At 36.3% G+C, this 21,606-nt stretch carries 24 protein-coding genes and 1 tRNA gene; 6 read left to right on the top strand and 19 right to left on the bottom strand.

Annotated features, from left to right (window positions below; genetic code table 11):
- Window positions 1-18 precede the first annotated feature (18 nt).
- The 5 genes from aqpZ to LV704_RS02715 form a co-directional block, all read right to left on the bottom strand.
- A complete protein-coding gene (aqpZ, locus tag LV704_RS02735) occupies window positions 19-711 on the bottom strand; it encodes an aquaporin Z (protein WP_163423941.1) in 693 nt (230 codons plus the stop codon).
- A gap of 122 nt (window positions 712-833) precedes the next feature.
- Window positions 834-1,268: a BLUF domain-containing protein gene (locus tag LV704_RS02730; protein WP_163423942.1), complete on the bottom strand. Its 435-nt coding sequence runs from the start codon at window positions 1,266-1,268 to the stop codon at window positions 834-836.
- Between the two features lie 59 nt (window positions 1,269-1,327).
- Entirely contained in the window at window positions 1,328-2,464 is a 1,137-nt protein-coding gene (locus LV704_RS02725) for a serine hydrolase (protein WP_163423943.1), read from the bottom strand.
- A 36-nt stretch (window positions 2,465-2,500) separates the two neighbouring features.
- Window positions 2,501-2,755: a hypothetical protein gene (locus LV704_RS02720; RefSeq protein WP_233782129.1), complete on the bottom strand. Its 255-nt coding sequence runs from the start codon at window positions 2,753-2,755 to the stop codon at window positions 2,501-2,503.
- A gap of 5 nt (window positions 2,756-2,760) precedes the next feature.
- Entirely contained in the window at window positions 2,761-3,213 is a 453-nt protein-coding gene (locus LV704_RS02715) for an SRPBCC family protein (protein ID WP_163423944.1), read from the bottom strand.
- Between the two features lie 64 nt (window positions 3,214-3,277).
- Here LV704_RS02715 and LV704_RS02710 point away from each other — a divergent pair, with 64 nt between their 5' ends.
- The 6 genes from LV704_RS02710 to LV704_RS02685 all read left to right on the top strand — a co-directional run bounded on the left by LV704_RS02710 (window position 3,278) and on the right by LV704_RS02685 (window position 10,143).
- Window positions 3,278-4,210, top strand: a complete 933-nt coding sequence (locus LV704_RS02710) for a peptidyl-prolyl cis-trans isomerase (protein WP_233782128.1) — start codon at window positions 3,278-3,280, stop codon at window positions 4,208-4,210.
- Entirely contained in the window at window positions 4,203-5,600 is a 1,398-nt protein-coding gene (locus LV704_RS02705; protein WP_233782127.1) for a peptidylprolyl isomerase, read from the top strand. Before LV704_RS02710 ends, LV704_RS02705 begins: the two co-directional genes overlap by 8 nt.
- 4 nt (window positions 5,601-5,604) lie before the next feature.
- Window positions 5,605-6,558: a MoxR family ATPase gene (locus LV704_RS02700; protein WP_163423946.1), complete on the top strand. Its 954-nt coding sequence runs from the start codon at window positions 5,605-5,607 to the stop codon at window positions 6,556-6,558.
- 102 nt (window positions 6,559-6,660) lie between these two features.
- Window positions 6,661-8,931, top strand: coding sequence for an aconitate hydratase (locus LV704_RS02695; RefSeq protein ID WP_163423947.1), 2,271 nt, complete (start codon window positions 6,661-6,663; stop codon window positions 8,929-8,931).
- A 75-nt stretch (window positions 8,932-9,006) separates the two neighbouring features.
- Window positions 9,007-9,567 (top strand): TlpA disulfide reductase family protein, encoded by a 561-nt coding sequence (locus LV704_RS02690; RefSeq protein ID WP_163423948.1) that lies wholly within the window; start codon window positions 9,007-9,009, stop codon window positions 9,565-9,567.
- Window positions 9,568-9,570: 3 nt separating this feature from the next.
- Entirely contained in the window at window positions 9,571-10,143 is a 573-nt protein-coding gene (locus tag LV704_RS02685) for a TlpA disulfide reductase family protein (RefSeq protein ID WP_163423949.1), read from the top strand.
- Here the strand turns inward: LV704_RS02685 and LV704_RS02680 are convergent.
- The 14 genes from LV704_RS02680 to LV704_RS02615 form a co-directional block, all read right to left on the bottom strand.
- Window positions 10,140-10,592: a sterol desaturase family protein gene (locus tag LV704_RS02680; RefSeq protein WP_163423950.1), complete on the bottom strand. Its 453-nt coding sequence runs from the start codon at window positions 10,590-10,592 to the stop codon at window positions 10,140-10,142. The genes LV704_RS02685 and LV704_RS02680 overlap by 4 nt on opposite strands.
- On the bottom strand, window positions 10,593-11,432 hold the full coding sequence (locus tag LV704_RS02675; protein ID WP_163423951.1) for a phytoene/squalene synthase family protein: 840 nt from the start codon (window positions 11,430-11,432) through the stop codon (window positions 10,593-10,595). It abuts the gene before it with no gap.
- On the bottom strand, window positions 11,429-12,892 hold the full coding sequence (locus tag LV704_RS02670) for an NAD(P)/FAD-dependent oxidoreductase (RefSeq protein ID WP_163423952.1): 1,464 nt from the start codon (window positions 12,890-12,892) through the stop codon (window positions 11,429-11,431). The genes LV704_RS02675 and LV704_RS02670 overlap by 4 nt, the downstream gene beginning before the upstream one ends.
- A gap of 20 nt (window positions 12,893-12,912) precedes the next feature.
- A complete protein-coding gene (locus tag LV704_RS02665; protein WP_163423953.1) occupies window positions 12,913-13,812 on the bottom strand; it encodes a B12-binding domain-containing protein in 900 nt (299 codons plus the stop codon).
- Window positions 13,813-13,980: 168 nt separating this feature from the next.
- A tRNA-Leu gene (locus LV704_RS02660) sits at window positions 13,981-14,064 on the bottom strand.
- A gap of 179 nt (window positions 14,065-14,243) precedes the next feature.
- Complete coding sequence (locus LV704_RS02655; protein ID WP_163423954.1) at window positions 14,244-14,957, bottom strand: gluconate 2-dehydrogenase subunit 3 family protein; 714 nt, start codon at window positions 14,955-14,957, stop codon at window positions 14,244-14,246.
- Between the two features lie 3 nt (window positions 14,958-14,960).
- Window positions 14,961-16,679 carry a GMC family oxidoreductase gene (locus tag LV704_RS02650; protein WP_163423955.1) on the bottom strand — a complete coding sequence of 573 codons (1,719 nt, stop codon included), beginning with the start codon at window positions 16,677-16,679 and terminating at the stop codon, window positions 14,961-14,963.
- 215 nt (window positions 16,680-16,894) lie between these two features.
- Window positions 16,895-17,677 carry an ABC transporter permease gene (locus tag LV704_RS02645; RefSeq protein WP_163423956.1) on the bottom strand — a complete coding sequence of 261 codons (783 nt, stop codon included), beginning with the start codon at window positions 17,675-17,677 and terminating at the stop codon, window positions 16,895-16,897.
- Window positions 17,670-18,380: an ABC transporter ATP-binding protein gene (locus tag LV704_RS02640; RefSeq protein WP_163423957.1), complete on the bottom strand. Its 711-nt coding sequence runs from the start codon at window positions 18,378-18,380 to the stop codon at window positions 17,670-17,672. Before LV704_RS02640 ends, LV704_RS02645 begins: the two co-directional genes overlap by 8 nt.
- Window positions 18,377-19,615 carry a nitrous oxide reductase family maturation protein NosD gene (locus LV704_RS02635; RefSeq protein ID WP_163423958.1) on the bottom strand — a complete coding sequence of 413 codons (1,239 nt, stop codon included), beginning with the start codon at window positions 19,613-19,615 and terminating at the stop codon, window positions 18,377-18,379. Before LV704_RS02635 ends, LV704_RS02640 begins: the two co-directional genes overlap by 4 nt.
- Window positions 19,615-19,908, bottom strand: a complete 294-nt coding sequence (locus LV704_RS02630) for a hypothetical protein (protein ID WP_163423959.1) — start codon at window positions 19,906-19,908, stop codon at window positions 19,615-19,617. The genes LV704_RS02635 and LV704_RS02630 overlap by 1 nt, the downstream gene beginning before the upstream one ends.
- Before the next feature lie 55 nt (window positions 19,909-19,963).
- Complete coding sequence (locus LV704_RS02625) at window positions 19,964-20,425, bottom strand: pyridoxamine 5'-phosphate oxidase family protein (protein WP_163423960.1); 462 nt, start codon at window positions 20,423-20,425, stop codon at window positions 19,964-19,966.
- Window positions 20,426-20,436: 11 nt separating this feature from the next.
- Window positions 20,437-20,886, bottom strand: a complete 450-nt coding sequence (locus LV704_RS02620) for a nitrous oxide reductase accessory protein NosL (protein WP_163423961.1) — start codon at window positions 20,884-20,886, stop codon at window positions 20,437-20,439.
- A gap of 14 nt (window positions 20,887-20,900) precedes the next feature.
- A complete protein-coding gene (locus LV704_RS02615; RefSeq protein WP_163423962.1) occupies window positions 20,901-21,527 on the bottom strand; it encodes an LPXTG cell wall anchor domain-containing protein in 627 nt (208 codons plus the stop codon).
- Window positions 21,528-21,606: the final 79 nt, after the last annotated feature.

Genomic DNA, 21,606 nt, shown 5'->3' with positions numbered 1-21,606 from the left:
GGGATTTATGTTTTAGTTCTAGTTGTTTTGTTCTGGTGATAGATATTTGTAGACGACACCTGCGATAATAGCTCCCAATATTGGGGCTAGCCAGAACAGCCACAATTGTGGAATCGCCCAATTTCCTTCTGCAAACAAAGCCTGACTTGTGCTTCTAGCAGGATTAACAGAAGTATTGGTAACCGGAATGCTTATTAAATGAATGAGTGTCAATCCCAAACCAATGGCTAGACCAGCCATGCCTTTTGGAGCTTTTGAATGTGTTGCTCCCAAAATGATTATCAAGAACATGAACGTCATTACCACCTCTGTAACAAAGGCAGAAATCATAGAATACCCGCCCGGAGAGTTTTCTCCAAAGCCATTTGCCGCAAACCCTCCAATTTCAAAACCGGGTTTGCCACTTACAATAAGATAAAGAATGCTTGCGCCCATTATGCCCCCAAGTATTTGAGCAATAATATAGGGTAGAAGGTCTTTTTTGTCAAATCTACCTCCTATTACCAAACCAATGGATACCGCAGGGTTTAAATGACAACCAGAAATATGGCCAATTGCATAGGCCATTGTAACAACGGTTAAGCCAAAGGCAAGTGCCACACCTGCAAATCCAATTCCTAATTCAGGATAAGCGGCGGCAAGAACTGCACTTCCGCATCCTCCCAATACAAGCCAAAGGGTGCCGATAAATTCGGCAATTAAATTTTTCATGATCTTCTCAAATTAGTTAGTATACTTTTTTAGAAACAACAAGTGCAGTAAAGTCACATAGGCAATGCACTATTCCTTTAAGGGATGGTCATCTAATGAGATGTTTAGAATAAAAAAGTGGACTAAACTTTTTGGGAAGTCTCAGACAAATCGTCCATTAGCTTAAAAAGGTCATTTTGGGTACTCTGGGAAATGTTCAAATGATTTTCCCCAAAAATTGACATGGTCTGTATTATGGTAGTTTCAATGGTACTGTTGCTGAACATCAACTCGGCAATATTTTTCATGCCCCAATCTGGGAAACGTCTATCGGTTAAATTCTGTTTTTCAATAAGGGATAGAAGTTCGTGTCTTTTGTCGTGGGATATTTTGTCAACCATTTCATTTATTGTGGTTTCATCACCTTCCATGTATTGCAAAAAGCGATTGTTGTCAAAATAAAGATAGCCGGTAATCCCTTTTGTTTGATTGTTGATAGTGGAAGTTGTTGAAAGCTTGGATAAATCATTTGTGTTAAATGGTTTAAGGGCTTTGCTGATATATAGAACGCACTTCATCCAATGTCTATTTGTAAGATAATAACTACAAATTAAATGAATTATTATTTTTTTGCTTCCTATCTATGCCGTTTTAACTCCAAATTGTAGATTTCCCTTCCCAATTGTGCTAAAAAAGGAATGCCAACTTCATCATATTCATAGATATTATCATTAAAGATGCCATCTTTATTTACGAGAATAGTGGCGGTTACCATGAAATCAATATTGTTTTTTACATCCTTTATATAAGCACAATCTGTTAACGTTCCATAGGCATAACCTACTTTATTGTAAATCTTAATATGTTCTGGAATTGGGTCTGTAGAATCGCCGAACATTAGGAACTTTACGTAGCTATCGTAGTATTCCTCATCATCATAGCCCAAATCTTTTGGAAGCGTATGCATAGAGTTCAGGAGCAGTTCGTGTTGAGGTTTGCTAAGATTGAGGCGTTCTTCAACAGGGAAAGCTTCTGGAAAAATAATGTGTTTTAAAAGGTTATGTTGTGTTTCAATGGGGTAATAATTTTTTAGGGAGAAATCAAATTCTTCATCTTGTAAAATATCATCAGCATAAAAACCTCGCCCTTTTTTAATTTTTTCCAATACTAGGGGTTTAGGATATGTATTTATGATAGACCTGCTAGATGCGGTTGTGGAATCATTAAGATAAATGACCAAGGGTTTGGTGGTAACATCATCTGCATTTGTTGTAGATAATCTGTGTGCAATTCTTATTGGCCCAATACCTTTGCGCTGTATACGTTTGTTTAAATCATCTTGCCCTAAAAACTCAATTAATCTGTTATTAGCTGCATTGTCGGAAACAGCAAAAATTTCAGAAACAGCTTTGGAGAAAGTAGTCTCAATGGAATCTCCTTCTATATAAAACTTTGTATCTACGGTTAACGAATCAGTTTCATTTATTTTCTCCAGTGCAGCAACTGCTGCAGGAAATTTAACCGTACTTGCTGGGTAGTAGTAATTGTTCTTATCAACCTGAAAATCAAAATCAGTAAATAAAAGACTGTCATTCCCGCGATCTATTTGAGTATATCGTATTTGTATCTCATATTGGTCTAGACTATCCATAACTCTTTTTATCAAAGGGTTTTTGGAGGAAAGAGCAATTTTTAAAGGGTCGCTGGTCTGCTTCTTTTCACAAGAAGAACTGAGTAAAATCAACAGTAAGAAAAGAATGTTATAACGTCTCAAGATAATTGGATGTTTAATTAATTTTTTATTGAAAGATTACTTCTCTAGATATACCTGTCCCCTTTGAGGCTTTAAAACATCTCTAACTTCTTTCATTTCAAATTCAGCAACAACCAAGTACGCAATGCTGTGCATATCTGTGATATGCTGAAAGCCGGTAATATCAAATTTTAATTCTTCAATTATTACGAACTCCGCTAAGTGTTTTTCATAATGTTCAGCAGTTCTGGCGGCACCTGGTCCACGAAAATCCCAAATCAGTTTTATTTTTCTGTCCAATACTTTTTCCATAATAATTAAGTGTTAAGCACAGAAGTGCCATTTTCAGCAAATGCCTTAAAATCCTTCAAATATTTCATTGATTGTTTTTTAAAAGCGCCAGGCATTATAAACCCCATCAATTTCATTCCAAAGCCAGAAAACTGGAATTCACATTCAGAAACCCATAGTGTTTTCCCTTCTATTTCTTTAAAATGATTTTTTTGCATGTTATGCACACCTTTGGAGTCATATGTAGTGTGTAATTCGTATGGGAGATTACTTTTAATAATCGTTTCCACCATTTCAAACTCACGTTTACCCATTTTGTATTTTAAACTCATGCGAGCTCCTTCAGCTCGTGGATTATCAGATAGGAGTTCATACCCCAAAAGACCCTGCTGCCAATGTTTCATATGTTCTGGATTATCCAGTTTTTTTATGAACTCTTCAAGAGGTAGATCAACAGTTATTTCTGTGGTATACTTCATTTTGGTTGGTTTTGCACTAATGTAATAAATTATATGATTTGAATAACCTACTAAAAATCTGTTAATGAGAACAAAACCTTCTTGCAAGGCTTTAAGTAATTGTTATTTTTGCGGAATGTCCTTTCTACAAAAAAATAGAGTTTTTCTCTTTATATCAATTGGCCTTTTGGTTTTCACCTCATGTGATTCCCTTTTTAAAAAGAAGGTTGAAAAAGAACCTTTGGCCAGAGTTGGAGATTCTTTTTTGTACAAAGAGGATTTAACTTCTTTTATTAGAGATGATATGTCTGCGCAGGACAGTGCGTTATTTGTAACGAATTATATTAATAATTGGGCTTCAAAACAGTTGTTACTTTCAAAATCAAGGATTAATCTTTCAGAAGAAAAACTTGATGAATTTGACCGTTTAGTTGCTGATTATCGTGCAGATTTGTACACCAGGGCATACATAGAAGCGCTTGTATTGCAAGCACAAGATACTGCTGTTACTGTTTCTCAGCTCAGGCAATATTATGAGAAAGAAAAGGAAAACTTTAAACTAAACGAAAAGTTGGTGCAGCTTAGGTTTGTTGGCCTACCAACTCAGTTTTTGGACAAGGATGAGGTAATTGCTAGAATGAAAGATTGGGGTGAGGCAGATAAACGCTATTTGGATTCTGTGGCAGTACAGTTTAAAAAAATACACTTTAACGATTCCATTTGGGTTGGAGCATCCAGAGCTATAGAAGTAATACCACCCATGACACCAATGAATGAGGAGAAGTACTTAAAAAAATCACAATTTTTTGAAATACAGGATTCCTTAGGGGTATATTTGGGAAAGGTGACAGATGTATTGGAAATCAACGATACAGCTCCTTTTGAATATATCTCACCGGATATTAGACAACTGATATTGAACAGAAGAAGACTTGATTACGTTAGAAAGTTGGAAACTGAAATTATTGATGAAGCGATAAAGAAGAATGAATTTGAGGTTTATGAAAAAGATGAATAAAAAGTTATTGATATTGACATTTTTTGCTGCATTTGGATTTTTGCAAGCACAAGAAGCAGACGAGGCAATTTTGGCAAAAAGTGACACTACGAGTTCCGTTAACAAAGTAAAATTAGATGGAATAGCCGCTGTAATTGGGGATTATGTAATTCTTGATTCTGATATTGAAAAAACACTGATAGACTTAAAAAGTCAAGGTGCTTCTACCCAAGATATTACAAGATGTAGTCTTTTGGGGAAATTAATGGAAGATCGGTTGTACGCACATCAGGCAGTACAGGATAGTTTGTTGGTTTCAGATGATCAGGTGAATGCCCAAAGTGATAGACAGATTCAGCAGTTGGTATCGCAGGTGGGATCCATAGAAAAGGTATTAAAGTTTTATAAAAAGACTGATATTGAAAGTTTTAGAACAGAACTTTTTGAAATAAACAAGCTTCGTATGCTTTCAGAAAAAATGCAGAGTAGTATTGTTGAGGAGATAGAAGTTACCCCTGAAGAAGTACGTCAGTTCTTTAGTAAGATTCCCGAAGATGAAAGGCCAGTTTTTGGTGCAGAGCTAGAGATTGCACAAATTGTAAAACAGCCAACGGCTCCAGATGAGGAAAAGCAAAAGGTAGTAGATAGATTAAATCAAATAAGACAGGATGTGCTGGAAAACGATGCCAGTTTTAACGTTAAGGCCATTCTCTATTCGCAAGACCCAGGTTCAAAGTCAAAAGGCGGGTTTTATAGTATGACTAGGGAAACTCCCTTTGTAAAAGAGTTTAAAGATGTTGCTTTTAGTCTACAACAAGGAGAAATTTCTGAACCTTTTGAAACTGATTTTGGATATCATATTATTTACATTGAAAAGATAAGAGGTCAAGAGTTGGATTTGCGCCATATTTTATTGATTCCTGAAATACCCCAACTAGCATTGGACACCGCTGTAAAAGAATTGGATAGTATACGTCAGCAGATTTTAGATGATAAATACACTTTTGCTGATGCCGCTTTGAATTTTTCAGATGAAAAAGAGACCAAATTTGATGGTGGTCTGTTGCGTAATCCAATTAATTTTGATTCACGTTTTGAGCTTACCAAAATGGATCCTGCATTATATAATCAAGTTAGAAATTTAAAGGACGAAGAGATTTCTAAACCTTTGAAGGAAGACGACCAAAGAGGAGGACCTCCTAAGTTTAAGATAATGAAGATTTCCAATCGTTATGATGAGCACAAGGCTGATTTTGCAAAGGATTATTTAAAGATTCAAGAGTTGGCACTTAGAGAAAAACAATTTAAAGCCATTAAGGATTGGATGGATGATCATATAGATGATACCTATATCCACGTAAACACAGATAGCAGAGGTTGCGATTTTGCAAACAAATGGGTAAAGGAATAATTGCATGTCAGACGTAGTTGCTGTTGAAAACCTTGTAAAAAAACACCAAGCTTTAAAGAAAGAAATTGCCAAGATCATTGTTGGACAAGAAAAGGTGGTCGAACAAATCTTATTGTCAATTTACACTGGTGGACATTCACTTCTAATTGGGGTTCCAGGGCTGGCAAAAACCTTAATGGTAAATACCATTGCCCAAACCTTAGGACTCGACTTTAAAAGAATACAGTTTACTCCAGATTTAATGCCCAGTGATATACTAGGTAGTGAAGTGTTGGACCAAAACAGAAATTTTAAGTTTATAAAAGGCCCAGTTTTTGGTAATATCATCCTAGCTGATGAGATTAATAGAACCCCGCCCAAGACTCAGGCGGCACTTTTAGAGGCGATGCAGGAAAGGGCTGTGACCATTGCAGGACAGCAATATAAACTGGACATGCCTTATTTTGTGCTCGCCACTCAAAATCCTATTGAACAAGAAGGTACATACCCATTACCAGAAGCACAATTAGATCGTTTCATGTTCGCTATAGAATTAACGTACCCTTCAATTGCTGAAGAAGTGCAAGTGGTAAAATCAACTACCACGGATGAAACAGTGGAGATAAATACTCTTTTTAATGCTGATGAAATTATTGCGGTACAGCACTTAATTCGTAGAATACCAGTGCCAGATAACGTAATAGACTACGCGGTTAGATTGGTCAACAAGACGCGGCCAGGTACGGAAAATTCGTCAGACTTTATAAATAACTATGTAGATTGGGGAGCTGGTCCAAGAGCATCTCAAAATTTAGTTTTAGGGGCGAAAGCCCATGCGGCAATCAATGGAAAGTTCTCTCCGGACATTGAAGATGTGAAAGCAGTATCAATGGGAATTCTTCGACATAGGATTCTAAAAAACTACAAAGCAGAAGCGGAAGGCATTTCTGAAGAAAATATTATTTCAGAATTGTTATAAATATCAAATCATTCCGACTTATTTAGGGTAATTCTAATTCCTAAATCGTAGGTATTTCACTAAATTTACCGAATTACTGAAATCTTAAAATCCAATTGTAGAATGGCATTTGACATTGACATGATTAAGGGTGTTTACGCTTCAATGGGGGAGCGTATTGAAAAAGCCCGCGAACTAGTAGGAAGACCTTTAACCCTTTCAGAGAAAATATTATACTCTCATTTGTGGGAAGGAACACCCAGTAAACAATATTCAAGAGGTAAGGATTATGTAGATTTTGCCCCAGATAGAGTGGCCTGCCAAGATGCTACTGCACAAATGGCTTTGTTGCAATTTATGCATGCTGGCAAACCTAAAGTAGCAGTGCCGACTACTGTACATTGTGATCACTTGATACAAGCTAAGGTTGATGCAAAAACAGATTTAAAACGAGCAAACGAGACTAGTAACGAGGTTTTTGACTTTCTAGAATCCGTTTCAAATAAATACGGTATTGGCTTTTGGAAACCAGGAGCTGGAATAATTCACCAAGTAGTATTGGAAAATTATGCGTTCCCTGGTGGAATGATGATAGGAACTGATTCTCATACAGTAAATGCCGGCGGATTGGGAATGGTTGCTATTGGTGTTGGTGGAGCTGATGCTGTGGATGTAATGGCAGGGATGGCATGGGAACTAAAATTTCCAAAACTGATTGGCGTAAAGTTAACGGGGAAGCTATCTGGATGGACTGCCCCTAAAGATGTAATCTTAAAAGTGGCAGATATCCTTACCGCTAAGGGGGGAACAGGAGCCATTGTTGAATATTTTGGCGAAGGCGCTACATCAATGTCCTGCACAGGAAAAGGTACCATTTGCAATATGGGGGCCGAAGTAGGTGCCACTACGTCTACATTTGGTTATGACGAGTCCATGGATAGATATTTAAGAGCAACGGATCGTGCTGATGTTGCTGATGCTGCTTTGGAAGTAAAAGAGCACCTAACTGCAGATGCAGAAGTATATGCGGATCCAGAAAAATATTTTGATCAGTTGATAGAAATCAATTTGGATACTTTGGAGCCACATTTGAATGGACCTTTTACACCAGACTTAGCAACGCCAATTTCTAAAATGAATGAAGCTGCCAAAGCAAATGACTGGCCTTTAAATGTGGAAGTTGGTCTAATAGGGTCTTGTACCAACTCTTCTTACGAAGATATTTCTAGAGCTGCATCTTTGGCAAAACAAGTTTCTGACAAAAACCTGAAGATGAAGTCTGAGTTTACCATAACTCCAGGTTCTGAGCAAGTACGCTATACCATTGAACGTGATGGGTTTATTGATACATTTAATACAGTGGGAGCTACTGTTTTTGCGAACGCGTGCGGCCCTTGTATTGGAATGTGGGACCGTTATGGAGACAAAGCGGCAGATGGACCAAGAAATACAATTGTTCACTCATTCAATAGAAACTTTGCCAAGCGTGCAGATGGAAACCCCAACACGCTTGCTTTTGTAGGTTCTCCGGAATTAGTAACTGCTATTGCTATAGCGGGAAGGTTGGATTTTAATCCAATTACAGATAAACTGATCAATGAAGATGGGGAAGAAGTGATGTTGGCAGAACCACGTGGATATGAATTGCCACCAGAAGGTTTTGCAGTGGAAGATGCTGGTTTTATTGCTCCTATGGAAGATGGCAGTGGTGTACAAGTTGTTGTTTCACCAACATCTGAACGTTTACAACTTTTGGAACCTTTTGTTCCTATAACTGAAGAAAGTCTTCAAGGTGTAAAATTGTTGATCAAACCTTTTGGTAAGTGTACCACGGATCATATTTCTATGGCTGGACCTTGGTTACGTTATAGAGGACATTTGGATAATATAGCCAACAACACTTTGATAGGCGCGGTTAATGCATTTAACAAGCAGACCAATTTTGTCAAAAACCAATTAACAGGCGAATATGTTGCTGTTCCAGATGCGCAACGAGCATATAAAAAAGCAGGCATTAAGACCATTGTTGTTGGAGATCACAACTATGGTGAGGGCTCTTCCAGAGAACATGCAGCTATGCAACCTAGACATTTAGGAGTTGCTGCTGTATTGGTGAAGTCTTTTGCTAGAATCCATGAGACTAACCTTAAGAAACAAGGAATGTTAGGTTTGACCTTTGCTAATGAGAATGATTATGATCTAGTTCAGGAGGACGATACATTCAACTTTATAGATATTAAGGATTTTGCTCCTGGCAAGCAGTTAACATTGGAAGTTGTGCATGCAGATGGTAGTATTGATAACATTATGGCGAATCATACCTATAACCAATCACAAATTGAATGGTTCAATGAAGGTTCTGCTTTAAATGTTATTAAAAAAGAAAATGCATAAATCTATTTATAGATATAGTTAAAAAAACTCCTGATATTGCGTCAGGAGTTTTTAGTTTTAATAAAACCATAATAAATGAAGATTAATAAAAAGACCATATTCAACATTGCAGTGATGCTTTTTATACTTTCTTTCTTTGTCACTCCTATGGGACATTATGGTAAGATTTTATTAAATCGATTGTTTTCATTCTCTCCTCCGGTTATAGAAGAGGCAAACAGGGAAAAAATAACGGACTATGACTGGAAGTTAAAAGATGCAGACTGGAATTTTTTCAACTTTGAAAAATCTAAAGGCAATGTAGTTTTTATAAATCTTTGGGCTTCATGGCGATTACCTTGTGAGGCGGAATTGGCAAGTATCCAAAGCATGTATGATAGGTACAAAGGCAAAATGGATTTCTACATTATTACTAATGAAAATAGGCCGCCGGTAGAAGAGTTTATGAAGAAACATGGGTTTACATTCCCAGTAACCTATTTAATAATTGGCGAAAAAACACCCATTAATCCAGATGAGGTTCCTTCTTCATATTTAATAGATAAGTCTGGAAATATTGTAATTTATAAACAAAAAATAGCCGACTGGGATTCCTCAAAAGTATATAACCTGTTGGATAAACTAATTGCTAAATAAGAAATGAAAATTTCTAAAAATCAGATAGCTAACGGTATTTGGATATTGGCCATTATCCTCATTTTATTTACTCCGGTAGGTTTTCATCTTCGTGTTTTTGTGGGTAAACTCTTCTCTACCAGCGCTTCTGTTGTTAGTGTTGAGGAAAGGAAAACGCTCAAAAATTATGATTGGGACCTTGTTGATTTGAATGGAAATAGATTTGATTTTGAATCAAGTAGAGGAAAAGTAGTTGTTGTAAACCTTTGGGCTACTTGGTGCCCGCCATGTGTTGCTGAACTTCCTAGCTTAGTGGCATTGCATGAAGATTATAAAGACAAGGTGGTTTTTGCTTTTGTTGCCAATGACAAAAAAAATAAAGTGACCTCTTTCCTTGAAAAGAAAAACTATCAATTGCCCGTCTATTTTGAAGCATCCAAAACACCCAAGTTACTGGTGTCCAAGAGTATACCTGCTACTTATATTTTAAGTAAATCTGGGCAACTGGTGGTTGCTGAGAAAGGTGTGGCAGACTGGAATTCTGCAAACATAAGAAATGTGTTGGATGAGCTTTTACTGGAACAAAGTACTCTCTAGGTCTTTTTAAAGTATTTGAAAGGAACAAACAGCATCCCAAAACATTCTCCTTTTTCCTTACCTATATGTTTATGGTGTATTTTATGCGCCCTTCTTACTCCTCTTGCATACCAGTTATTGGCATTTCTAAACATTTTAAAGCGTTGATGTATAAAAATGTCATGAACAAAGAAATAGGCAATACCATAGGCTAAAATACCAAAACCGAGAGGCCAACCATACCAAAAATTGGTTTCCGCTCCTAGGTAAAAGCATATCATACTTACAATTGCATAAAAAATGAAGAATGCATCGTTTCTTTCAAACCATGAATCATGGTCTTTTTTATGATGATCTTTGTGAAGACTCCATAAAAAACCGTGCATTACATATTTATGGGTAAACCAGGCCATAAACTCCATTATGGAAAAAGTTCCGAAAAAGATAAGAATCCAAAGTGCCACTTTCATTTATACGAGTTGTAGTTTGTAATTAACATAAGACTGTGCCAAAAGTCCGAACTTTTGATAGTTTGGAACACGAATTCGCGTATTTTTTATTTCAAGGGGTGGTGTGCTTTGTAACTTTTTAAGAAGCTTATTATAGTATTTATAGGCAGTGTAGACCCCAAATTTGGCTTCATCAGGTAATTTTACTATACCAGTATAACCTACAGAAAAATCAGCCTTTATTTCGTCTACAATTCTTTCTTTAGAGGTTTCATCCAACTCCATCAAATTTGTATTGGGGAAATAGGTACGCTCAAGCACTTCATAATCAGCTTTTAAATCACGTAGAAAATTCACTTTTTGAAAAGCTGAACCTAGTGCCATTGCAGGTACTTTTAACTCTTCATATTTTTCTTTATCCCCATTAACGAAAACGCAAAGACACATTAAGCCAACCACATCGGCAGAACCATAAATGTATTCTTGATACTCTTCAAAAGTGTTATACTTTTTCTTGGAGAGGTCCATTCGCATACTTTTCATAAAAGCTTCAATCAAATGATGCGGAATATCATATTTGTGATACGTATTTTGAAAGGAATTGAGAATGGGGTTTAAGCTGATTTTATTTGCAATGGCATCTTCCATTGCTTTTTCAAAATTCTTAAAGAGCTCTTTTTTGTTGTAATCATGGAAAGTATCTACAATCTCGTCTGCAAAGCGCACAAACCCGTAAATGTTATAAATATCTGCTCGTATAGAGGTGGATAACATTTTTGTGGCCAAAGAGAACGAAGTACTGTAAGTTTCCGTTACAATTTTACTGCAGCTATAGGATACGCTATCAAAAATAGTTTTCATCTGGCTAAGTTTTTTTTGGTTATCAAGTCAGATACTAATTTTCCTGAGATTAAGGATGGTGGAACACCGGGACCTGGAACAGTCAACTGACCTGTAAAAAACAAATTTTTTACTTTGCTACTTTTGAGGTTGGGTCTTAAAAAAGCAGTTTGCTGCAGTGTATTTGCCATGCCATAAGCGTTGCCTTTATAAGAATTATATTGCTCAATAAAGTCGTTCACACAGAAACTCTCTTTGAAGATAATGAAATTTTTCACATCCTGTCCTGTACGCTTTTCGAATCTATCTATAATAATATCAAAATATTGAGATCTTAATTGTGGTGTATCTTCTAGGTCTGGAGCTATTGGAACCAGAAAAAAACCAGTTTCATAACCTTCTGGAGCCATAGAAGAATCAGTTACTGAAGGAAAATTTGCATAGAACAATGGATTGCTGGGCCATTGCGGGTCATCATAGATTTCCTGAGCGTGTTTTTCAAAATCTGTATCAAAAAACAGATTGTGGTGCTCAATGTTTTTTAGCTTTTTGGAAAAACCTATGTAGAAGAGGAGAGAAGAGGGTGCATAAGTCTTTTTATCCCAATACGCCTCAGAGTATTGTCTATAGTTGTTATCCAAAAGTGTTTCGGAATGATGGTAATCTGCACCGCTAATTACTACGTCTGCCTCAAAGTTTTTACCATTGGTGCTTATTCCTGATGCTTTTCCATCAGAAACAAGAATTTTATCCACAGTGCTATTTGTGCAGAACTTTACTCCCAATTCTTCCGCCAGGTTCTTCATGGCTTTTATGATTTCGTACATGCCTCCTTTTGGGTGCCAAGTCCCTAATCCAAAATCAGCAAAATTCATAAAGCTATAAAAGGAAGGAGTTTTACTGGGTTTAGCACCTAAAAAAAGCACTGGAAACTCTAGTGTTGAAATTAGTTTTGGGTTTTTAAAACGCCTACGAACTTCTTGACTTATTGTCTTAAAGAATTGATCAACTCTAAGTACCGTTTCTTTGGTAACTAATTCTAAAGGTGATAGGCCAGGACGTAAAACCACTTTGTTAATGGCAATGTCATAGTTTTTCTGTGCCTTAGCAATGAAGTTCTTGAGATGTTTTCCGCTTCCTGGTTCAATCCTTTCAAATTCTTCACATATTTTGTCCATACAATCTCCAATCGTAATCACGTCATCATCAAAAAAAATCTTGTACGCAGGACTCAATTTATCCAATTGATAGTAATCTGAGGTTTTCTTACCAAAATCTGAAAAGAATTTATCAAAAATATCGGGCATCCAATACCAGCTTGGGCCAATATCAAAAGTAAATCCGTCTTTAATGAATTGTCTTGCTCTACCTCCAACAGTACCATTTTTTTCAAAAACGGTAACATTGAACCCCGCCTTAGCTAAGTAGCAAGAGGCTGAGAGCGAGGAAAAACCAGAACCGATTATAATAGCATTTTTCATTTTAGTAGGTTAGAAGTGGATTAGAGGGAGTTCATGAGTTGTTCAATCGAATTAAAGGTTTTTACATAGGTTGGAAGTTCTTCTTTGGCAACATATTGTATTTGATGTCCTAAGACAAAAAGTCTAGAATTACCAGATATGTTTAAAGTCTTGGAAAATTTGTCAAAATATGCAGTCAAATCATCTTTTGTTGGTGAAACCGTAAAGTAAGATACAAAGTGCACGTTATCATAGTATTTGAGCAGATCTACTAAACTTTCTATAGGCATAGTTTGGCCTAGGTAAATAGATTTATATCCTCTTAAAGTGATTTCATAGTTAAGATAGAGTAGCCCAATTTCATGTATTTCGTTTTCTGGTAAAAAGAGCGTAAATACCTTATCTTTTTGGGTAGGCTCAACCATTTGAAGCTTCTCCGTATTGATATATATTTTTTGCTTGATCAGGTGGGTGATAAAATGTTCATGAGCAGGGCTTATAGTGTCTGTCTGCCACAGAAGTCCAAGCTCATTCAGTAATGGGATAAGTACCTCGTTGAAGATATCTCTAAATGACCTTTCTGATAACAGACTATTGTATGTGTTTAGAAACAATGTTTGATCAAAATTGATCATAGCTAGCTTAAAAGCATTGATGGCATGACTTTTTTCACTGTTGTTAGAAACAATTTCCCTAACCATTACAGGTATGTTGGAGTCCTCTAGCTTGGCTATTTTGGAAATCTTATAACCACTGTTGTAGAGTAAAGTGATGTTTAGTAACTTTTGCAAACTGCCCAAACTGTAAGTCCTTATGTTCGTGGTAGTCCTTTCAGGTGTAAACAAATTATATCTTTTTTCCCAAATTCTAATGGTATGAGCCTTAATACCAGAAAGGTTTTCCATATCGCGAATACTGAAGGACTTCTTTACATTGTTCATCTTTTGAATATAAACGTTAAACAAATTTACAATTTTAATGTAGCTAGCCTAATTTATACCTATAAAATTTAGAAGAGTTTATGTAATGTTGATGACTTTGATTGGTTGGTCCATAAGTTTTTGTAAAAACAAGGTCAAACAAAAAAACCGCAATTAAATGCGGTTTTGTGCCCACGACTGGAGTCGAACCAGCACGTCCTTTCGAACACTACCCCCTCAAGGTAGCGTGTCTACCAATTCCACCACGTGGGCAAGTTTTAGGATTGAAAATAAATAAAGTTAAGTCTTGGACTTAACTTTTAGTACCTAAAAAAGGATGGTAAATTCTAAAACAAATATCGGTAAAATTTATGTTCCAAACCAAGCTAGATTGCTTTTTCGAACTTGAGAAATTAGTGTCATTCAATCTTCTCGATTTTAATAGGGCATAACTAAGTCAATAAATTTCCTTTTTCATCCCATTCCGCTATTGTGCCTCTCTTGCTTTGGTCTACACATTTTGCTAGCCAATCATCGTCATAAGCTACATTGTGCTGTGCCAGTACCTCTTCTGGAACACCATTCCAAACATTGGGCATGTTTCCTTTATAACCTAGCTCTTCAATACCCATTTTTGAGGTGTAATATCCGGTTAAGGTCAAATTGCGCATCAAGGAAAAAAACTGGATTTCTAGTGGATGTTCTTCTTCAGGTATGGCTACATCTGGATAGGCAATTGTATCTAGAATAGATTTTTGCTGTTCTTCAGATGCGGATTTAAACATTTGGTTGAAATCTGTATTGCATTTATGATCAAGCCACATAAGACCACCGCGTAAGGGAGTTTGCAGCTCTGGAATATCTTTGGCCATGAATTCAATAAGATCCGGAACTTCTGCATCCGTTGTGCTGCCATAATCTTCATTAGGAGGCAAGATTAAATTACAAAGAACACTTATAGTACTCATTTCATGTTCATTGAAAAAATCCTTTGCATGTAATTCTTCATCTAACTTTTTCTCCTTTGGAGTTCTGCCATAAATATGTTTTTCCGCAGATACAAGTTCATCCACAGTCTCTGTGGGCTTTGGATTACAACCATGAACAGCCAATCCGCTGGCCACTCCACCAAGTAAAATTGATTTTAAACTTTTTCTTCTATCCATTGCCTAGATGTTTTGCTGTTTGAGTTGTTCTACAATATAGTCCGAAGTTCGCCATGAGAGCGCCAAAATTGTCCAAGTTGGGTTTTTGTCCGCTTGTGAGACAAAGGGACCTGCATCCACTATAAAAACATTTTTAGCATCATGTAGTTGTTGATATTTGTTTACAACCGAAGTCTTGTTGTTGTCTCCCATACGGGTTGTTCCCACCTCATGAATAATCTTTCCTGGAGCTAGTATACCATAGTCTTGTTCCTTTCCAGGTTTATCGTCCAATGGTGTGGCACCTATATTATGGAAAATTTCTTCAAAAGTATCATGCATATGTTTTACCTGCTTCACTTCGTGATCTGTCCATTGATAATTGAACTTTAGTACCGGAATCCCAAATTCATCCACCGTGGTGTTATCAATTTCACAATAATTGTTTTCCTGAGGGATAGATTCCCCTCTACCTGAAAAACCAAGTACGGAGCCATAATATTTTTTTACGTCCTTACGCAAGCTATTTCCATATCCTCCAACTTTTAGATTAAAGAATTGGTTGAAGAGATTAGGATTGAAACCAAAACCATAACTCGGCATTCCCATGCCGCCCCAAATTTCAATATGATATCCTCTTGGGAAATCCAGTTTTTTGTTGTCTAACCACCAGGGGGTATAAACGTGCATACCACCAACGCCATCTTCGTTGTAGATTTCTCTATTCATTAAATCAGGAACAAATGCCGCTCTACCAGCTCCCGTAGAATCATGAAGATATTTACCCACAACATCGCTGCTATTACCAAGACCATTAGGATGTTGCTTACTTTTTGAGTTAAGCAATATTCTGGCAGAACTACAGGCAGAAGCTGCCAAAACCACTACTTTACCTTTTAGTTTATATTCTTTTCTATCTTCTTTGTTGATGTAGGAGACTCCAGTAGCTTTTCCTTCTTCATCCGTGGTTACTTCCCTTACCATACAATTTACAAAAAGGTCTATTTGACCTCCATTTTTTTGGGCTGGAAATATTAAGCAAGTCCCCGCAGAAAAATCTGCATATACCTGGCAAGCCCTTGAGCATTGACCACAATAAAAGCATACACCCCTATCGTTATTAATTTTTTTAGTGAGCATGGACATTCTTGACGGAAAGACCGGAATATTGGATTTTCTAGCTCCCTTTATATAAAAAAGTTCATGAAGCCTTGGTTTTGGAGGGGGTAGAAAAAAGCCGTCAGGATCATTGGGTAAACCTTCATTGGTGCCAAATACACCAATTAGTTTATCCACTTTATCGTAATATGGTTTTACATCTTCATAACCAATTGGCCAATTATCACCTAGGCCATCTTGGTCTTTTCGTTTAAAATCTTTGGGACCAAAACGAAGCGAAATTCTTCCCCAATGATTGGTTCTTCCACCGAGCATTCTTGAGCGAAACCAACTAAAATCACTGCCCTCCTCATTGGTGTATGGTTCTCCTTCAATCTCCCAACCACCATAGGCAGAATCAAAATCACCAAACGGTCTAACCGTGTTTGCACCTCGTCTAGGTGACTCATAGGGCCATTTCATTTGGGTCATTTGCTCTGGGTCTGCTGGATCAAAAAATGGTCCAGCTTCTACAACAGCAACCTTTAAGCCTGCTTCTGACAATATTTTGGTGGCCATTCCCCCACCAGCCCCTGAACCTACTATAATGACATCGTAGACTTGGGAAGATTCAATTATTTGCATTGGTTATCTAATTATACTAGCAAAATATGAAATATTGTAAGAGCGTTTATTGTTTTTTAGCTATTTGGTGATAAAACATAAACAAATGACAAGAAAAGAGAGGAATTCGTCAAACTAATGTACTTTTCAACTATTCCTTTTGAAGATTTTATAGTGTTAAATCTTTAACTCTCCGTATTAACACATAGAGGAGGCCGTTAGACCAAAATGTGATATTAGAAATCCTTTCTTTTTGCTTTGTATGCTAACCTACTAATAGGTAGTACTGTCCACAATAAAAGCATGAGAATAGAAATGATCAAACCGGTATTTGTACCAAAAAATTGTTTGAAGACGGCACCTGTATAGCCTAACAGTGCAGATATGTCCAATTTTAAGAGAATTAATGTTCTTGAAAGGTCAATGGGATTAAGCATAGTAGCCGCCAATGAAAATGAATCAAGTGGGTATTCTTCAAATATAATAAGTGACATTAAAAACAAGCCATCATAAACTACGGCTAAAAACAACCATGCCAATACAGCGTACCCAAAACCTTTTATTTTGTTTTCGTTTGACAAGGCAATATTAAAAGCTAAGGCTGTAAATATGAGCGTTAAGAATGCTCCGGTAATCAGTAAGAGTGAAAAATCGAAAATAACGTTACTCCTAAAGAGGCCGTAAAGAAGAAAAGGAATACCTAACCCTAAGACAAGACTTAGGGTCAGAGAACCTGCAACACCAAGATATTGTCCAAGAAAAATAGATGAACGCTTAATAGGTTGAGCCAATAAGAGTTCTGTAAATTCTTTGGAATCGTAATAGTACATGACTCCAAAGATGGTCCCAATTAAAGGTACTAGTACGATAATTACATTCATGAGTGTTATCACAGCCTTGGAAACATCATTGTTTAAGAACAGAAGCACAAAACCTAGCGCTAGGTAAAATAGGAAATATACATAGCTCCAGCGGCTCCGCATTAAATCGTAAAAACTATATTTTAGAATTTTAAGCATTGGTCATCTTAGTTGCTATGGCCGCTATGGCATGTTCAAAATCAGTTTGAGATGTCTTTTCCATAAGTTCCGAAATTCTTCCCTTAAAATAAATCTTACCTTCCAGTAGGTAAACAATTTCATCCGCAATCTCTTCTACAAATTGCATAATATGGCTGGTAACAAGAATGGTTTTACCTTTTTGTTTTTCTTTCTGAATGAGTTCTTTCAAACTAATTAAAGCAGCAGGGTCTAAACCTGTGGTAGGCTCATCAAGAATTATTAAAGGACTATCAAACATAAAAGCTAAGACAATGTTTACCTTTTGTTTTGTACCACCTGAAAGTGTGGCCAATTTTTTATCAAGAAAAGGTTCTATGCCAAACAGTTCAATTAGCAGCTTTTCTTCACTGGTTTGTTGGCGCAGATCCTTTATCATTCTAATAAGTTCCTTAACTCTTAGATTACCGGGGAAGTTTGCAATCTGAGGTAGGTATTCTATTTCTTGACGATATTTCCATTTGTTTTTAACGGATTTTTCAAAGACTGAAACAGTTCCTTTATCGGCTATGACCATACCCAAAATAATCTTTATTAGTGTTGTCTTTCCAGAGCCATTGGGCCCTAGAATAGCAAAAATGCCTCCCTTTTGAATATTTAAATCCAACCCTGTTAGGACTTGATTCTTACTAAACTTTTTATGTAAGTTTTCTACTTGAATCATTTTATTCTTTTCATTAGCGGATTTGCATCCAGAAGGTTATCCGGAGTAAAAACAGGTGAAACTTTTTCAGAGAAATCAATAATATCCATGAACAGACTACGTAGTAGTACAATAGTTTCCGGTGTTCTATTAACAATATAAGAGAACAACTTTACAGGTCTGTAAGGTACATCCCCGATTCCATTTTTATCTAAGTCATAACCGGTATAGTTGCTCCAGTAATTTTGATTAAATACATTATCGTTGAGTTTGCTATTATATGAAATATCAAAAGAGTTGTATAAAAAATTATTTTTAGCAAAAGTATTGGTATAGCAAGCTCCCAATACTTTGATCGCCCAGCCGTTTTTAATAAAATTGTTGTTTTTATAATTGATTCTATTGGAACCTTCTATATTAATGCCTATAGTGTTTTCCTCAAAGGTATTCCCGTATATTTCTGCATCGTTAATCTCTTTCAACAACATTCCAAAAGCGGCAGTGCCCCAATTTTTCCTAAAGGTATTGCCAATCATTTTTATTCTTTTTGAAAACATGACTGCGACTCCGGCGCCGTTATTCTCAAAGGTGTTGTTGGTGTAGGTGTCATCATCTGAGAACATAAAATGAAGCCCATACCTAAGATTGTTGGTGCTAATATTGTTATTGATGGTAATGTTGTCTGAAAACTCCAAATAAATACCGTCACGCACTCCTTGAACAATATTGCGATCTACCTCTACATTTTTTGAATACCAAAGCTGAATTCCGTTGCCTGAATTATACTCATCAATGGCATCACCAATTATTTTGTTATGGTATACTTTTCCATTGTTCGATTTTTCCAAGTAGATACCAAAAAACAGTTTTTCCAGCACTACATTTTGAATTAGGAAGTTTTCACTCTTCACAACCCGAATAGCAGCATAATCAGAAGTGTAGCTTGTTCCCACGTTTATGATAAAGAGTCCATCAATTGTGACATTGTCAGAAACAATTCTAATGATTTCACCTTGATCTTCTCCATCAATTACCGGAAATTTTTCACCTAGCAATGTCAAGGGTTTGTCTATAAGAATATTGAATTCTTTGTATGTTCCTTTTTTGATCAAAAGGGTATCGAATTCATCAGCAATTTTAATTCCCTCTTTAATGGATTTTATTTTACAAGAGGAGCAAATGGAAATGGTTTTTGCGGAAAGACAATGCCCCGAAAATAGAAATATGATAACCAACAATCCGTTTAGGTATTTCATTATCTGATAATCAAAAATTTTGAATTTTCATTTGCTTTGACCCAATGTGCTATTTCTTTTGGAAAACTAAAATCCTGCTGTTCTGTTATTTGAAAAGTTTCACCTTGGATATGAAAATCTATGTTCCCCTCCAATACTATTAATTGCGCATCAGTAGGGGAGATGTGTTCTGGGAAGATTACATCTTTTTCCAAACTAATACTTAATATTTCCAACGTATTTGTTTTTGCAAGTTTCTCAACTTTAAGCTTGTTAAATTCTTGGTTTCTTATAGTGTCTTTAACGGTGTACATTTCTATGTTTTTGGATTAAGTAAGAATAGTTGGCGGACAAAAGTCATCTTCTTAACTACGCTCTATACTTTCCTGATATATCATTTATATTTATTCTGTAAACTATCGGCAACTTTCGTTCACTTAACCTGCTTGAAAAATCACTAATAAATTTAGGACTTTCATGGACTTTGTTGGCTATTGTTTCTTGAACCCCAAGAGAGAACTTACGAAGGTATTTTTTTGCAGTGCTTCCATGTAACTCTTCAAATTTTCCATGTATTATCACAGACTTCCAGTTTTGTATTGTACTAATTTCATCAACTTGTAAAGAGACGGACGGAAATTTCCGCATTGCATCTATTTTATGTCCCTCTGTTGAATAGCTCAGTATGCTTTTCTCTTCCGCATCATGAAAATAAGTTATAGGTGTTATATAAGGACTTGAACGTGCTATAAAGCCTAAACGTCCTATATAGTTTTCACCAAGTAGTTCAAGGCAATCGTTCATTTGTAAATTTTTGATAACCTCTTTCATTCTAAAACTATTTATTTACCCGTTTTAATTTTAAACCTATTGCCTAATTCCTCCCAAGTAAAAAGTTCACCTTCATTATCGGCTTGTGCTTTCTCCGCTATTTCTTTGATTTCAAATGCCGTTAAATACTCGCCCATTGGGCTGGGTATATTTTTACTTATTAGATAAGTGGCTTTAGTAGCATCAATAAGCTCACCAGGGGTATTATAATCATTGACCAGAAACAGAGAAACAGTTGTTTCATCAATTTCGCTTAAATGGTTCATCATGCATTCAGCAGCATCAAACTTAAATACCTTCCCTTTTTTTGTTACAAATTCTGCGGCATGTTGTTTATCCACAATGGTCATTTTACAAAAATGGCACCCATCACTACCATAGTTTATGGGTTTTGGTCCAATAGTACAGGAAGATGCTAAAAGCATTAATGTAAAACCGAAAACGATAAAATACTGTTTCATTGGTTTGCTGTGATTTAAGGTTTTTCTATTTCTTTGGATTTGCGAGTTTTCCAACCCAAAAAGAAGGCAGCCAGAATGAGCATCATGCCTGTAAACATCATCCATGCCCCTGTTGATGGTAAGGAGGTAACATCAAAATTCAACATTTTTGCATGTCCAAATAAAGGTGGTTTGTAGCTCATTGGTGTACCATCTGGGTTAGAAAGTTTCATAATGGCATTGGGGTCTAGATTGGTTCCGTAATCCACCATCCATGCATTAAAATCATACATGCCTAGAACTCCCAAAATGGACATCAGCACAAACCAGCCCATGAACCACTGATAGCCAACTTTCTTAAAAAATCCCAGTATACCAATGACCAAACCTAAAATCACCATTCCTCCAATGACAATGGGAAAGGCACTAAACTCCCACATTTCTTCTGGTTTTGGCAATTTTCGCATGCCTATGTAGTGGTTAAGACCATCTATGTTTTGTAAATCGAACTCATTTACATCACGAATCCCATCAATATGGATATTCATTCCTAAGGGTTCTGGATATTGAGGGGCACCCAACATAATGTTCCACAAAGGAAAAGCGTACAACCCTAAAAGAAACAAAGGGCCTATTATCATAAGGATACTTGCTTTTTTCATCTTTTAAAACTTTAAATCATTTACAAATAGAATTTAGTTTTGATTGATTGTTCTCATTTGTAAAAAAGCGGGCAGACTT

The sequence above is a fragment of the Flagellimonas sp. CMM7 genome (genome assembly GCF_021390195.1).
GTDB lineage: Bacteria > Bacteroidota > Bacteroidia > Flavobacteriales > Flavobacteriaceae > Flagellimonas.
This window is presented reverse-complemented; position numbering and strand designations above follow the sequence as displayed.